The sequence below is a fragment of the Pseudoalteromonas sp. SWXJ133 genome, from assembly GCF_015864365.1.
GTDB lineage: Bacteria > Pseudomonadota > Gammaproteobacteria > Enterobacterales > Alteromonadaceae > Pseudoalteromonas > Pseudoalteromonas arctica.
The window spans coordinates 112,239-127,487 of the sequence record NZ_JADYXJ010000007.1 but is presented as its reverse complement, the minus strand read 5'-3'; the positions used below and the strand labels follow the sequence as shown (position 1 = coordinate 127,487).

The window sequence follows — 15,249 nt, the reverse complement described above, 5'->3', positions numbered from 1 at the left end:
TAGCTAAAGTTAGCGTCTAAATTCATCACTTTGCGGTAAATTAATTAAAATAAGTACAGCGCCTCTTCCACCATATTCGAGAGGGGCTTGGTGCATCGCTATTACGTCAGGGTGCTGTACTAAATACTGCGGTACTTTGTGTTTTAGTACACCGCCACCAATACCATGCACTACACATGCACAATAGTAATGCTGCTTTTTACATTCGTGAATGAGTCCAGCGAGTTCATCTTTAGCAAGTTCTTTATTTAAGCCATGTAAATCTAGCGTCAAATCGGGTGCAAAGTCACCACGGCGAAGCTGTTTAGCTAGGAAGGTATCTTGGCCAGGTTTTACATATTTAACCGTGCCGTGGGTGTCTATATCGGGAATATAAACGTCTGAGAAGAAAAATTCAGATTGAGCCTGCTTTTTTTGCTGGGCAAATTGCTTAGCTTGTGACACCTTAGGCTTTGTATCAAAACGATGAGTATCTTGTTTAAATACTTTGGCGCCTGTGATCGTTTGACGAAATAAGCTTATGTCGTCATTGCTTAGGGACGAATGTGATGGAGTGTCTTTTTTCATAACTATTACCTAAACAAAAAAACGTAAAAACGCAGCGCAAAAGGCGGTACAATACTTAAATGAGGGGCAATTGTAATTTGCCCAGCGCAGATAGGCAATGCAATCGTCTTAAAGACTCAAAACAGTCAGTAAGCTAATACAGGTAAAAATATATGAGCGATTTACAAATAGAAGAAGCAACACTCGAAGAAGCCGTTGCAGAACTGTCAACTTTACATGACTGGTTACGTTGGACTACAAGCCAATTTGCAAGTAGTAGTATATTTTTTGGACACGGTACAGATAACGCATGGGATGAAGCTGTAAGCTTATTACTGCCTGCGCTTAGCTTGCCTGTTGATGCGCCAAAAGAATTAATGCACGCGCGTTTAACAAGCACAGAAAAAAACCGACTTGCGGGTCTTATTGCAGAGCGTATGAATGACTGCACACCAGTCCCTTACTTAACAAACATAGCGTGGTTTGCGGGTATGCCATTTTATGTGGATGAACGTGTACTTATACCTCGCTCACCGTTTGCTGAACTTATTAGTAATCGCTTTACCCCCTGGCTTGAAGAGCCACAATCGGTTAACCGCATATTAGATTTATGTACGGGGTCGGGTTGTATCGCAATCGCACTTGCGCAAGCTTTTGAGCAGGCCCAAGTTGATGCGGTAGATATATCGTATGAAGCGCTTGAAGTCACAGACATAAACATTAACGATTACATGTTAAACGATCGTGTGTTACCCATTCAGTCTGATGTATTTAGCGGTGTGCCAGGTCAAAAATACGACCTAATAGTTGCAAACCCACCGTATGTTGATGCAGAAGATATGGCTGATCTGCCACGTGAATTTCATCATGAACCAGAGCTTGGGCTAGCATCAGGCCACGATGGTTTAGATGTAACCCGTACTATTTTAAGTGAAGCGAGTGAACACTTAACTGATAACGGTTTGTTATTTGTAGAGGTTGGTAACTCTATGGTACATATGGATGCACTGTATCCGGGCGCGCCGTTTGAATGGATTGAATTTGAACAAGGCGGCTTAGGTGTATTTGTAATTAGCAAAAAGCAGCTAGATGAGTATTTTGTAAAATAAGTAAAAAATGAATAGCCAAGCCGTGTGCTTGGCTATTGGTAGTCATTAGGAATGAGGAAAGTTAATGGCAGGTAATAGCATTGGACAGTTATTTAAAGTGTCCACCTTTGGTGAGAGCCACGGCGTTGCATTAGGCGGCGTTGTTGATGGTACTCCCGCAGGTCTTGAAATCACAGAGGCCGACTTACAAATTGATTTAGATCGCCGAAAACCAGGCCAAAGCCGTTATACAACGCAGCGCCGCGAAAGCGATCAAATAAAAATATTAGCAGGCGTTTTTGAAGGTAAAACCACAGGTACTAGCATTGGTTTATTAATTGAAAACACCGATCAACGTTCGCAAGATTACGGCAAAATTAAAGATGTATTTCGCCCAGGTCATGGCGATTACACGTATTGGCATAAGTACGGCCTGCGCGATTATCGTGGTGGCGGTCGTTCGTCTGCACGTGAAACCGCAATACGCGTAGCGGCAGGCGCTATCGCTAAAAAATACTTAAAGCAATTTCATGGTATTGAAGTTAAAGCATGCTTAAGCCAGCTAGGTCCTATTAAGGCGGAAACGTTTGATTGGGATGAAGTTGAAAATAACTTATTCTTCTTCCCTGATGCAAGTAAGCTTGAAGCGCTTGACGAATATATGCGTGACCTTAAAAAGCAAGGTGACTCAGTTGGCGCTAAAGTAAAAGTAGTGGCAAGCAACGTACCTGTAGGTCTTGGTGAGCCAGTATTTGACCGCCTTGACGCCGAACTTGCACACTCATTAATGAGTATTAATGCAGTTAAAGGCGTTGAAATTGGTGATGGCTTTGACGTAGTTGAGCAAAAAGGCTCTGAGCATCGTGACGAGTTAACCCCTGAAGGTTTTACATCAAACCATGCGGGTGGCGTACTTGCCGGTATTTCGACAGGGCAAGACATTATTGCTTCTATTGCGCTAAAGCCAACGTCGAGCATTACCATCCCAGGTAACAGCATTAATACAAGAAACGAAGCGGTAGAGATGATCACTAAAGGTCGTCACGATCCGTGTGTGGGCATTCGTGCCGTGCCTATTGCTGAAGCAATGATGGCCATTACACTGATGGATCATTTACTGCGTCAACGCGGACAAAATCCACATGTAAACCACAAACACGGGCCAATCAACGGCTCTGTGTAAGTATTTATAATTATAAAAAACGCGGATTACCGCGTTTTTTTATGTCTGTAATTTAGTTTAAAGCCTTTCAGGAGTTGTTCAAGTAAGCCCTATATACTGCAAGAAGGAGGGTAGCAATCATGAACGATAATATTAATGAACACTCACAAATAAAAGCCCAAGCTGCAATAGCCCGCTTAGAGCGATTCAGTAAGTTAACTGATAGCAGCATTGGCATTCCTTTTACTAAATTTAATATAGGTTTGGAGGCTGTGATTGGTTTAATTCCCGTTATAGGTGATGCCGCAGGGCTAATTTTATCAAGTTATGTGCTGATAGAAGCCCAGCGTTTAGGTGTGAGTAAACGTATAAAAACTAAGATGATTATCAATATGCTCATAGATTTTGTGGGCGGTTTAGTGCCATTTTTTGGTGATATTTTTGATGCCTTTTTTAAAGCTAACACGCGTAATACACAACTATTAAAAAAGCATTTAAACAAGCAGTTGAGTGAGTAATTAATAGCTTTAAGTAACAGTTAGCAAAGAGACTTTAAACAAAATGTTGTTGGTTGTTAAATCACCTAGTAAGGTAGGAGCGTCTATTCACTTTGGTATCTACAATATGCAATTATTTATCGGTAATAAAAACTACTCTAGCTGGTCATTACGTGCATGGTATTTAATGAGTAAATTTGATGTTGAGTTTAGTGAAACCCAGCTGGTACTCGACACCCCCGACTTTTACAATGAACTAAAAAAGACCTTTGCTTTGCAAAAAGTCCCAGCGTTAATTGATGGCGATTTACAGGTATGGGATTCGCTAGCAATTTGTGAATATATTAACGATGCTTACTTATCAGGCGCTGCATGGCCAAAATATATTACCCAAAGAGCTAAAGCGCGTGCGCTAAGCGCTGAAATGCATTCAGGCTTTATGGCACTGCGCAGTGAAATGCCAATGAATATAAGAGCAACCCGTAAAGTAGACCTATCGAGCGAAGCACTAAAAGACATAGCCCGTATAGACGAGATATTTGCACAGCAACAAGATGTGTTTCCAAATGAGTGGTTTTTTGGTGACTTTAGTATTGCTGATGCCATGTATGTGCCTGTTGTACTGCGCTTAAAAACCTATCAAATTACGTTATCGCCAGAGGCACAGCAATATTGTGACTTTGTTATGCGCTGCCCAGTATTGCAAGCATGGATCACTCAGGCATTAACCGAGACCGACATAGTAGAGTGTGATGAAGCAGGAACGCCTGTATAATTATTGTTTTCTTATATGGCATGTTTTATGCCTTAAAATCATAAGTTTAAACTAGGCAGCTCATGTATCTAAATCACCCAAGGTATGGCAATACACCAATAACTACCAATACCCCAGTGACAATAGAGGCGATAGAGAATGCGCACTGGCGTTACTCGAGCCTTAAATACTTCCCTAATACGGTAATATTGGCTGATATAAAAAAGCAAAACTATGCCATTTATCCTCGGGCACTTTATGTTGATATTGAAGAGAAGTGCGGGACTTGCTCTAAGGCATTTATTTTTTTTGCTCAAGAGCAGTAATATTGGTTTGAAACATTAAGATTTTGGGTCGATTCACACTGTACTCATTGCTTTGAATGCCGTAGACATGCCAGATATATACTAACTCTACGTAAACGGTACGATATGTTAACTAGCTTAGCCAATAAAACCTCAGGTGAAAAAACACAGCGTAAAAAACTTGGTAATACTCTTTACTGTTTAGGTATTATTAAAAATATCAATAAAGTGAAAGATTAGTCCGCTTATATTTTACTATCACGCCTTATTTTTACTTTAGTTGTAAAAGCCCGTACAATTCGTCTCGTTTTTACTGCGCAAAATAGCGCTGCAACCGAGAAAAATTAGCCTAATTTTATGCATCAAATAGCTGATCTAATTTCAATTTTTGAACGCACTTTTTATCAAAGTCATAATACATGTCTGATAAAAGGCAATTTTGAACCTGTGTATTTACCAGCAACAGAGCACGTGCCATATCACCAAGTTGTATTTGCGCATGGTTTTTATGCTAGTGCATTACATGAGGTTGCACACTGGTTGGTTGCAGGCGATGAACGTCGTTTATTAGAAGATTACGGCTATTGGTATTGTCCTGATGGGCGCGACAAACAAAAACAAGCTGAGTTTGAAAACGTAGAAGTAAAGCCTCAAGCTATAGAGTGGTTATTAAGCACCGCAGCAGGGTTTAATTTTAATGTGTCGGTGGATAACTTAAACGGCGAGCAAACATGTCGGTTTGATTTTCAGCAGCGAGTACATGCACGTGTATTATCGTTAATCGAAAATGGCTTTAACTCTCGTACAGAGTCACTTTTAAAAGCACTCTCTGATTTTTATAATACACAGTGGCCATTAACAGCGCAGCAATTTAATTGGCAACATCCGAAGGAGCTTTGTAATGGCGTTTAAATTAGGTTTAATTGTAAACCCAGTAGCGGGTTTAGGCGGAACAGTTGCTTTAAAAGGTAGTGATGGCGCACACACAGCCGCTAAAGCAATCGAATTAGGTGCAGAACCAAAAGCAAATAGCCGAACAAAAGCAGCGCTTGAAGTGCTATTGCCTTATAAAGAACGCTTAACCATTTACACCGTTAACGGTGACATGGGTGAGCAAACAGCAAAAGCCTTGGGCTTTAATGTAGAGGTTGTATACAACTCTGCAGTAATAACAACCCCAGATGACACAGAACAAGCAGCAAAAGTACTTAAAGACTTTGGTGTTGATTTAGTTTTATTTGCTGGAGGCGATGGTACAGCGCGTAATATTTGCCATGCAATAGAGGATACCATTCCCGTACTTGGTATTCCTGCAGGCTGTAAAATTCACTCTGGTGTTTACGCTATTACACCAAAAGCTGCAGGGCGCGTAGTCGAAATGCTGGTTAAGGGGGAGTTAGTTACCTTAGCTGATGCAGATGTAATGGATATAGATGAAGATGCCTTTAGACAAGGCACAGTAAAAGCAAAGCGCTACGGCGAAATGCAAACACCTAGCGAAGTACGCTATATGCAAGCGGTTAAAAATGGCGGCAAAGAAACCGACGAACTCGTACTTGCCGACATTGCTGCGCATATTGTATCGCAAATGGATGAAGACACATTTTATATAATGGGTAGCGGCTCAACGGTTGAGGCCATAATGGAAGAAATGGGACTTGAGAATACGTTGCTTGGCGTTGATTTAATAAAAGATCAAACCTTAGTTGCTCAAGATTTAACGGCTAAGCAATTACTTGAGCTTACTCATGAGCAAAGTACTAAGTTAGTCATTACGCTCATTGGCGGGCAAGGGCATATATTTGGCCGTGGTAATCAGCAATTGAGCCCTGCGCTTATACGCGCAATTGGAAAAGAAAACATTATTGTAGTAGCAACTAAAACAAAACTACAAGCGCTTAATGGTCGCCCCCTTATTTGTGATACAGGCGATGGCGAATTAGATGATGAATTAACGGGTTATATTAAAGTAACCACCGGATTTAACGACCATATTATGTATGCAGTAGGGCACCAAAACCTTGAAAATACAGGTGCTTTGCAAAACCAGGAGATTAATAAATGAGTTTAGTGAACTATATCGATGCAGCCCAGCAGTACTTCGATGATTTAGTAATAAAAGCAACTGACGATGAGTTATTTGCAGGCGGCTATTTACGAGGTCATTTTGATCTTGCAGTTGGTTATGCCGAAGTAGAAAAGCTGACAATCAGTATAGATGAGCTAAACGAAACTGTAGAGCAGAGCTTAGTTAAAGCGTATCGTAATGGTGAGCTTAACGAAGAAGATAAGACATTAGTTGCACGCTTGTGGGAAGAAGTTAAAGCCCTCGCTTAACAGCTCTTTTAGCACAACACACAAACACGACTTGCTTAGCGCGATCGTGTTTTTTATTTTTAGCTTGGTTTTATTTTATGTGCGCGACGCAAAGGCTTACTGTTTATTGGCTTAACATGTGGTAAGCGGGAGTTTATCCCAGACACAAAAAAACCTTGTCACTTTCGTGGCAAGGTTTTTTTATTAAAGAGTCGTTGCTTATTTAGCTGTGAAGCTTACTGGGCGACGTTCTTTACGAGGGCCAGTACGCTTATCACCGCGTTGGCTGTCGTCTTTATCTTTACTGAAGGTGCGCTTTTTGTCACCAGCTGGACGCTCAGAGCGTTCTGCACGTGGCTCAGCAGGGCCTTGATCTTGTGTAATTGTTAAGCCCATAGGACGTTTACAAATAAACACTTTTTGGAAATGATCAAGTACATCTTTAGGCATATTTTGCGGTAATTGAACCGTACTGTGATTGTCGTGTAAACGAATATCACCAATAAACTTGCTTGAGATGTCAGCTTCGTTAGCGATAGCACCAACAATGTTCTTAACCTGAACACCGTGTTCACGACCTACTTCGATACGGTAAGTATCCATAGGGCCTGCATCACGGCTGTTACGTTCGCGAGGTTTACGCTCAGCGCGTTCACCACCACGTTCGCCGCCACGTTCGTTACGACGCCCACGGTCACCACCGCGATCATTGCGGTCGTTACTACGTGGGTTGCGATCGTTACGCTCGTTACGTTCACGAGGTTGAATCTTAACTTCTTCAACTTTAATCGGAGACTGTTGCTGTGCTAAACACAGTAACGCACCCGCTAAGCTTTCAAGAGGAAGGTCAAGTTTTTCAGCCATGTTAGTTGCTACGTCATTGAAGAACATTATATCTTTGTTTTCAAGCGCAATAGTTAATTTTGCTTGTAACGCTTCAATACGTTTTTCTTCAACGATTTTTGCAGTTGGTAATTCAACTTGTGCAATTTCAGACTTCGTATGGCGAATGATATTTTTAAGTAAATAACGTTCGTTATGTTTTACGAATAAAATTGCTTTACCAGTACGACCAGCACGACCTGTACGACCAATACGGTGAACGTAGGCTTCAGAATCTTGTGGAATATCGTAGTTGATAACTAAGCTTAAGCGGTCAACATCTAGACCACGTGCTGCTACATCTGTTGCAATAACAACATTAAGCATGCCGCTTTTTAAGCGTTCTACAGTGCGTTCACGTGCTTGCTGGTTCATGTCACCGTTAAGTGGAGCTGCAGAAAAACCTTCGCGCTCTAATAACTCAGCAAGTTGTACTGTATCGTTACGCGTACGTACGAAAACAATGGCACCTTCATATTGTTCAGCTTCTAAAAAGCGAACAATTGCTTTATTTTTATGTACACTAGCGTTCCAAAAAACCTGCTCTACAGATGATACTGTTGAGTTACGCGCAGAAATATGAACCTGTTCAGGGTTATTCATATAACGGCTACTGATGTTTTGAATTTGCTTAGGCATGGTTGCAGAGAAAAGACATGTTTGCTTTTCACGCGGTGTTTTTTCCATGATGCTTTCTACATCATCGATAAAGCCCATACGTAACATTTCATCGGCTTCATCGAGTACAAGTGCTTGTAAAGCATCAAACTTGATAGTACCACGGTTAATGTGATCGATTAAACGACCAGGTGTTGCAACAATAACCTGCGCGCCACGACGAAGTGCGCTTAATTGGATGCTGTAGCTTTGGCCACCATACAGTGCCAATACTTCAACACCACGAATGTGTTTAGAGAATTGTTCGAATGCTTCAGCAACTTGGATCGCAAGCTCGCGTGTAGGTGCAAGTACAAGGATCTGCGGCTGTTTTACAGACGGGTCAATATTATTTAACAATGGCAGTGCGAATGCTGCGGTTTTACCTGTACCCGTTTGAGCTAGTCCCAGTACGTCCTTTCTTTCTAGCAATAACGGTATACATTGAGCTTGGATTTCAGATGGTGTCTTGTAACCCAACTCTTCAACTGCCTTCAAAATTGCAGGAGAAAGATTTAGAGATTCAAACGTGACTGGTTCTGACATTAATACGCCTCAACGAATTTAAAGAGGCGCGCATTATATAGGATTCGCGAGGCAAATGCTTGTATAAATTGAAACTAATTTGTATGTGTTTGATGTTGGATGAAATTTAACCAGTCCAATGCAGGGTTTATTAAACTGGTTAACATATTTAATACAAAGCTTATTTGTACAAGCCTAGGTTTTCTTTTGCGTAAGCTTCAAATTCGGTAAATCCGCCAATGTGATTTTGGTCTACAAAAATTTGTGGAACAGTAGGGCAAGGCTTACCCGCTGACTTTTCAAGGTCGGCTTTACTAATGCCTTCTTTAATTATGTCGATATAACGAAATTTAAAGTCATCACGTTCATTTGATAATTGCTCAGCAACATCTTTCGCACGAACACAAAATGGACAGCCTTCACGGCCAAAAATTACGGTTAACATAGTTTTCTCCTCAATTTGATTAATATCAGTTTAAATGATTGAAAAATTATTTAAAGCGGAAAAAATCGATTGCACCATTCTAATAAAAACATAAATCATATTATGCATAGCAATATGATTTGCAAAATGCGAATAACAAATCAGAGCCCTGTTCGCCTAATACTTAAGTCTATGAATGCAGGTGTGTTTACAAGAATTAATTTATGGCACATAACTTGATAATCTAGAGTTATACATTGGGTCAACGAGAATACTTTATGAATATCAATAGTCACGTTTTAGAAATTATCCAAGGGGTAATAGGTAAATATTGTGAAACCCAAAGTCGAAATTTCTCTATTACCTTGATCAACAAATTGCAATGTAACTATGTCTGTTTGCAAATTCCGCCTGAGCAAATGATTGCACAATGCGAGGAGTTTCTTATTCCGGCGCTAGCAGCTGTAAAGCAGTGCTTTTTACTTAACCTCGAAGAAAATATTCATGGGGTTAGTATTCACTATCAGGTTGATGATTCTGAACAAGTAAATACGTTGGATTTTCACGGGCTTTTAGTAACTAAAAAATCTGTTAGTTTAGCGCTTGATATTAGACAAAATGTAGACGTTTTAACTGATTGCGAGGCGTTACTCAAAAGCTGTTTAAAAATGTCAGCTGATACTCACTACCGTTTTGGTCTAAATTTTAAATTATTCAATAGCACGCTTAGAGAGTCTGCACAGCTCGAGGATTTACGCCATCTTAGTGGTGACGCATTAATTGATAAATTAAATAGTGACAGCTTAAATACACATATAAAGTTGTGCTCTATTAACGATGTTTATGAGCTGAGCCAAGCTCATAAACTCTCTAAAAAAATATTAGGCTGGCCATTTTTTGATACCGACTTAATTACTATTTTAACAACATTTCACACACAAACACGTTTATCGGTATTAGTTGCAGACGACAGCTTACCGAGCCAAATTGCTACAAAAGTAATGCTTGAAATGCTGGGCTGCTTAGTAACGTGTGCAGAAAATGGTGCTAGTGCATTAACGCTTGCTCAAAATGAGCAATTTGACTTACTACTTTTAGATGAGCGTATGCCAGGAATGTTTGGTAGCGATGTGGCGCAGCAATTAGTTAGGCAAAATACACCTAATAACGATACTCCTAAAGTTATTTTAACGGGGTTAACAGGCGATGAGCAAATAGCTGAGTTATTTGATAAAGGAATTACTCACTATTTACAAAAGCCAGTGACAAAAGCGGTACTTGAGAAATTTATTAAACCTTGGCAGTTAGCCTCTTAAATTGATTAATAAAGAGAGAGTTATGGATAATTTCTCTAAAATAGCATTTATTTTAATTGGTTTTCAAAACAATTTTTTTTGCCAAAAGGCATTTTTTATGACGCGGTTGAAGAGTCATCAAAAATTACTGGCATGGTAAAAAATACACTCTATTTATTGACCTTATGTGCAGAGCAATTTGCTTTAGTTGTTAATACACCCATTCACTTTACGCAAAACTACAGCGAGCTGAAAAATCGAATTGGTATATTAAAAGCCATTGCGGTGGGGGCATTTAAAACGGGTTCGTACGGCGCTCAAACTATTAAGCAGCTAGACCTTTTAGTAATATTATAGAAGTGGTGCTAGGGAAAAGAGGTTTAAATGCTTTTACACATATAGGTTTAGCCGAAAACATTAAAAACATGGGCCACTAATATAATTTTAGCGGGTACTGTGTCTTCTATCTGTATTGATTCAACTGTGCGCACTGCTGTTGCATTTGGTTCTAATGTCACTATTTTAAGCGTCTGCACACCGAGACGCACTCCTTTTGAACAAACATTCTACTGTGAAAAGGTTCCTCTCTTTATACACGAGTTTGTGAGAGTAATATTTTTATGAAGTATTAGAGAGACCATGAATAATAATGATGAGCTACAAGTTCAAATCCAATATGCACTAGTTGAAAAACTTTCCAATAGTAATCAACGTCAAGCAAAGCTATTAGCTATTTTAGATGAGTGTATTTTTGAGTGTGATAAACATTTAAATCTCACTTACATCAATGAAGCTTGGGAGAAAAAACTAGGTTACTCAAACGATTCATTAATTGGCTCCAATATTACTAAGTTAATGAATTACGATGATATTATGCATTTTGTTGCATATAGCTGTTGTTTACTAGAAGGGAAGCAGGCTCCCAGTGTAGAAATACAAATTAAAAGCAGCACCGGGCTCATGAACTGGTTTGAGTTAAGGTTAGTTTATGACGAAAAAAGCGGCTTTATAGGCTCGTTCTATGACATTCAACGTCATAAAGATTCTCAATTTTTGCTAACGCAACAGCAAAAATATGTTAAACGTTTATCGCTTGTTGCGAGCCATACAAATAACTTAGTAATTATTACAGATAAGTTTGGTGTGATTGAGTGGGTTAACAATAGTTTTGAAGTGCTTACAGGCTACACCTGTGATGAGGTTATAGGCACTAGCCCAGGTCAATTGCTACAAGGGCCAAAAACATGTGAAAAGAGTCGTAAGGTTATGTCTCACGCTGTAAAAAATGGGCTTCCTTTTCAAGTTGAAACTACAAATTACGATAAGAATGGTAACGTTTATTGGGTTGCTATTGATGCAAACCCAGTGCGAGATGATGAAGGTAAAGTAAAGCATTTTATCGCTATAGAAACTAATATTACGCAGCGAGTTAAAGCTGAACAAGCAATGGCAGAGATAGAATATAACTACCACTCTGTTGTAGATAATATTCCTGATATTGTTTTACGCCTTGATACATTTGGCAATTTATTATTTATAAATCAAGCATGGCAACGCGTCTTACATAGCAATGTAGATGAGAGCCTTGGCTTACCTATAATTAAGTTTATAGCAAAAGAAGATGTAGAAAAAATTAGTAACACTCTGCTTGATTATAAACAAGGTAAGCGTGATATACGTCGCTTTGATATACGTTTGATTAATGCACAAGGGATAAATAATTGGGTTGAAATGACACTTACTCCCATTGTGGGTGGCTACGAAAGCGATTTGTTATCTATTGCCGCAACACTTGTTGATATACAAGAACGTATTGAAAGCGAGCAAATATTGCTTGAAGCTAAACATCAGGCAGAAACATTAGCTGAGTCTAAAAGCCGATTTATGGCAAATATTAGCCATGAAATTCGCACGCCATTAAATGCCGTTATTGGCTCTGCAGATATTTTGCATCATACCGGTTTAACTTCTGAGCAAATGCGTTACACACAAATGATTAAAACAAGCTCTGATGCATTACTGAGTGTATTGGACGATGTATTAACGTATTCGCGTTTTGAAGCACAAGCTATAACACTCGATAATCAACCATTTAGTATAGATACGTGTATTGAGGAAGCAGTAGATATTATTACCCAAAGTGCTTTGCAAAAAGGGCTTGAGGTTGTTCTTGATTTTTACCCTGATGTCCCCGCTCAAGTAATTGGTGATCATGCACGTATAAGGCAAATAGCCATTAATTTATTAGCCAATGCGATTAAGTTTACTCAGCAAGGCGTAATAACGGTGACCGTTAGATGTACTTACATTGGAGCCAATAATTTAAATCTTCATTTATCAGTAAAAGACACAGGAATGGGAATCGCAAAAAATAAAATAGAAAGTATGTTTATGCCTTTTATTCAATCAGATAATTCAATTACCCGAAAACATGGTGGTAGTGGCTTAGGCCTTGCGATATGTAAGCAAATTTGTGATGTAGTAGGGGGAGATATTTCGGTTAACTCTGAGCTCAATAAAGGGAGTGAGTTTATCGTTAATTACCCGTTACAAATAGACACAACCGACTCAACATTGAGAGAAGGGTTTGCAGCACGAAGTAAAAAGCCAAGAGTATGGATTGTAGGACATAACCAAATTTTAAAAACCGCGTTGGAGCACACACTCACTCGGTTTTCTATCGCTTTTGATCACTATGAAATATGCCCAGATATCCCTGAGTATGATAGTTTTCCTGATGCAATTGTATTAACTGATCCTCCAATGCTAGCCCAAACACGCGAGTGTATAAATACATATAACTCTCTTAATTCACCGTGTTTACTTATCTTAGACTTATTAGGTGAAAGCTTATTACCGCAAAATCTTAACGACAGAGAGCTTAGGTTAAATGGCCCTTTTAAAGTATCGCATGTACCGCGAGCAATTAGTTTATTGGAAGAGCAGTTATTTCATTTAGATATTATATTTACTAATCGTGAACAAAAAGAAGCCTTAGAAAGCCCTTCAGGGTTAACTCAGTTGAATGGGACCAATGTATTGGTTGCTGAAGATAATACTAATAATCAAATAGTAATAAGACAGTTTTTAGAGCAAAAAGGTTGTCGGGTATATATCGCTAGTGATGGGCAAGAGGCAATAACCAAGGCTAAAAACAATAAAATTGATATTATTTTTATGGATATCCAAATGCCAATACTAGATGGGATCTCTGCAACTAAAGCAATCAGAAAGTTAGGTATAGCCACCCCTATAATAGCGCTCACTGCAAATGCGATTCATGGTGATAAAGAGCGATTTATTGAAGCGGGGATGAATGATTATTTAGCTAAACCAATTGTAAGTGAAATACTTTATTTATTGCTTGATAAATATGCACCAAAACAGGCTATTGAATCTAAGCATTTAAAGCTCATTCGTTTAGCGCAAGTGTGGGAAAAGCTGAGCTGAGCAATGAAGGCTAGGGTCTGTTGAACTTTCAGGGTTAAATTTGCAGCAGTCTGTTTGGCATTTAGGCCAGGCAGAGCGTATGCAGTGTGGTTATTCCCCATAAATGGGCGATAACGAAGCATTAATGCCAAACAGGCGCTGCCGAAAGGGTTCTTCCTAGGGGCTATTTACTCTTTGTTGGTCGGTTTTTACTTATTCTTACATGGATGTAAGCCAGTAGGGGGTAGCGCAGGAGCAGTTACCGAGCCCGCTAGGTTACAAACCACGCGCCGCGATTAAACCGCCTCTAGTTTGAACAAATTTCAATCCGCAAAGATCAACAGACCCTAATATAAAAAATGGGTTTGTGATGCATAAAACTTGATAAACGAAAAAATTAACCTAGTATTTTAGGAGTAAGTTAAATTTATTTTTTAGTATTTAATGAGTGTTTTTATTATAGTTTTTCAATTTGATTCGCAAATTGCAATTCAAAATAAAAATACAACGTTACAAATTATTTTTGGATTCTAAATTACATTTTTAATTTTTTTAATACTTTGATTTTGTTGTTTATTTTATCTTTCGTTTGTTTTTGTTTAGTTGGCACGGCTTTCGCAACATATTAAATATCAAATCAAGACAATTTAGTTAAATTTTTAAGAGGTGCAATATGCAAACAAATACAAAAGCCGAACAACAACCTAAAAGTAATAATTGGGTACTTACACCTGAAATCATGGTTTTGTCTATTTTGCTTGTAGCTACCTTAGTAATAGGTATTACAGTTCTGCGCGGTAGTGATTCTGTAGAGCCGTTAACGGACATACAGCCGATTACCTTTACACAAGCTGATGTTGAAAATGCACAGTCGATGAGTAATACATTTGACTCGCAAAATACTAACTATGCACAACATGTAACAGCCCCTAAAAACGAAAATAACGACACTCTTTCAAACTAGAGACTTTTGCGCAGGTAACTATTTATTGTTGCCTGCGTTTTTTTATGTTTCCTACCACCGTTTTAACTTTTTATCCCTAGCTTTAAAATTACGTGTACGCTTTTTAATTCAAGCTGTGCGTAACCTAATTAGTTTATCAAGCCTTTCTTTATACTTATTTTCAATTACTAATCCTTACTTTTAGCCAACAATTATTAACTGGTTTCTCTGTGCTGTTTGGGCTTGAGTAAGCTCTCATTTATTAATTTAGGTGCATTGTAAATTGAATTGCAAAATGCAAATAAAATGGAAAAATTTAAACACTCAAATAACTAAACTTAACCTTTTGAATTTACTGTTTTTATTTTTACGCTTTTACTTTTTAAATGGTCTGTAACTTGCTCTTGATTACATAAGTCACTAAGA

The 15,249-nt window shown here is 38.8% G+C and carries 16 protein-coding genes; 13 read left to right on the top strand and 3 right to left on the bottom strand.

Annotated features, from left to right (window positions below):
- Nucleotides 1–9: 9 nt before the first annotated feature.
- A complete protein-coding gene (gene smrB / locus I6F40_RS07570) occupies nt 10–567 on the bottom strand; it encodes an endonuclease SmrB (protein ID WP_007377742.1) in 558 nt (185 codons plus the stop codon).
- A 152-nt stretch (nt 568–719) separates the two neighbouring features.
- On the opposite strand from smrB, the gene prmB reads away from it, so the two are divergent.
- The 8 genes from prmB to I6F40_RS07530 all read left to right on the top strand — a co-directional run bounded on the left by prmB (nt 720) and on the right by I6F40_RS07530 (nt 6,689).
- On the top strand, nt 720–1,655 hold the full coding sequence (gene prmB, locus I6F40_RS07565; RefSeq protein ID WP_166376762.1) for a 50S ribosomal protein L3 N(5)-glutamine methyltransferase: 936 nt from the start codon (nt 720–722) through the stop codon (nt 1,653–1,655).
- Nucleotides 1,656–1,719: 64 nt separating this feature from the next.
- The gene (gene aroC, locus I6F40_RS07560; RefSeq protein WP_166376761.1) at nt 1,720–2,817 is read left to right on the top strand and encodes a chorismate synthase; all 1,098 of its coding nucleotides are present in this window, start codon (nt 1,720–1,722) and stop codon (nt 2,815–2,817) included.
- Nucleotides 2,818–2,936: 119 nt separating this feature from the next.
- Nucleotides 2,937–3,314: a DUF4112 domain-containing protein gene (locus I6F40_RS07555; RefSeq protein WP_024591638.1), complete on the top strand. Its 378-nt coding sequence runs from the start codon at nt 2,937–2,939 to the stop codon at nt 3,312–3,314.
- Nucleotides 3,315–3,420: 106 nt separating this feature from the next.
- Nucleotides 3,421–4,068, top strand: coding sequence for a glutathione S-transferase family protein (locus I6F40_RS07550; protein WP_024593902.1), 648 nt, complete (start codon nt 3,421–3,423; stop codon nt 4,066–4,068).
- 62 nt (nt 4,069–4,130) lie between these two features.
- Nucleotides 4,131–4,373 carry a hypothetical protein gene (locus tag I6F40_RS19680; protein ID WP_166376760.1) on the top strand — a complete coding sequence of 81 codons (243 nt, stop codon included), beginning with the start codon at nt 4,131–4,133 and terminating at the stop codon, nt 4,371–4,373.
- 336 nt (nt 4,374–4,709) lie between these two features.
- Complete coding sequence (locus I6F40_RS07540) at nt 4,710–5,264, top strand: elongation factor P hydroxylase (protein ID WP_166376759.1); 555 nt, start codon at nt 4,710–4,712, stop codon at nt 5,262–5,264.
- A complete protein-coding gene (locus tag I6F40_RS07535; RefSeq protein ID WP_166376758.1) occupies nt 5,254–6,417 on the top strand; it encodes an ATP-NAD kinase family protein in 1,164 nt (387 codons plus the stop codon). The genes I6F40_RS07540 and I6F40_RS07535 overlap by 11 nt, the downstream gene beginning before the upstream one ends.
- Nucleotides 6,414–6,689, top strand: a complete 276-nt coding sequence (locus I6F40_RS07530; RefSeq protein WP_002962183.1) for a YfcL family protein — start codon at nt 6,414–6,416, stop codon at nt 6,687–6,689. The genes I6F40_RS07535 and I6F40_RS07530 overlap by 4 nt, the downstream gene beginning before the upstream one ends.
- A 198-nt stretch (nt 6,690–6,887) precedes the next feature.
- Here the strand turns inward: I6F40_RS07530 and I6F40_RS07525 are convergent, their stop codons facing one another.
- The gene (locus I6F40_RS07525) at nt 6,888–8,753 is read right to left on the bottom strand and encodes a DEAD/DEAH box helicase (protein WP_166376757.1); all 1,866 of its coding nucleotides are present in this window, start codon (nt 8,751–8,753) and stop codon (nt 6,888–6,890) included.
- Between the two features lie 160 nt (nt 8,754–8,913).
- The gene (locus tag I6F40_RS07520) at nt 8,914–9,177 is read right to left on the bottom strand and encodes a GrxA family glutaredoxin (RefSeq protein ID WP_007585470.1); all 264 of its coding nucleotides are present in this window, start codon (nt 9,175–9,177) and stop codon (nt 8,914–8,916) included.
- A gap of 257 nt (nt 9,178–9,434) precedes the next feature.
- Between I6F40_RS07520 and I6F40_RS07515 the strand changes: the two genes are divergently transcribed.
- The 5 genes from I6F40_RS07515 (at nt 9,435) to I6F40_RS07500 (ending at nt 14,844) form a co-directional block, all read left to right on the top strand.
- Nucleotides 9,435–10,472 carry a response regulator gene (locus I6F40_RS07515; protein ID WP_166376756.1) on the top strand — a complete coding sequence of 346 codons (1,038 nt, stop codon included), beginning with the start codon at nt 9,435–9,437 and terminating at the stop codon, nt 10,470–10,472.
- Nucleotides 10,473–10,550: 78 nt separating this feature from the next.
- Nucleotides 10,551–10,808, top strand: a complete 258-nt coding sequence (locus tag I6F40_RS19675; protein WP_231609323.1) for a hypothetical protein — start codon at nt 10,551–10,553, stop codon at nt 10,806–10,808.
- A 99-nt stretch (nt 10,809–10,907) separates the two neighbouring features.
- Nucleotides 10,908–11,075, top strand: a complete 168-nt coding sequence (locus tag I6F40_RS19670; RefSeq protein WP_331460299.1) for a hypothetical protein — start codon at nt 10,908–10,910, stop codon at nt 11,073–11,075.
- Nucleotides 11,076–11,090: 15 nt separating this feature from the next.
- Nucleotides 11,091–13,901, top strand: coding sequence for a PAS domain-containing hybrid sensor histidine kinase/response regulator (locus tag I6F40_RS07505; protein WP_166376755.1), 2,811 nt, complete (start codon nt 11,091–11,093; stop codon nt 13,899–13,901).
- 652 nt (nt 13,902–14,553) lie between these two features.
- On the top strand, nt 14,554–14,844 hold the full coding sequence (locus tag I6F40_RS07500; RefSeq protein ID WP_166376754.1) for a hypothetical protein: 291 nt from the start codon (nt 14,554–14,556) through the stop codon (nt 14,842–14,844).
- The last annotated feature ends 405 nt before the right edge of the window (nt 14,845–15,249 follow it).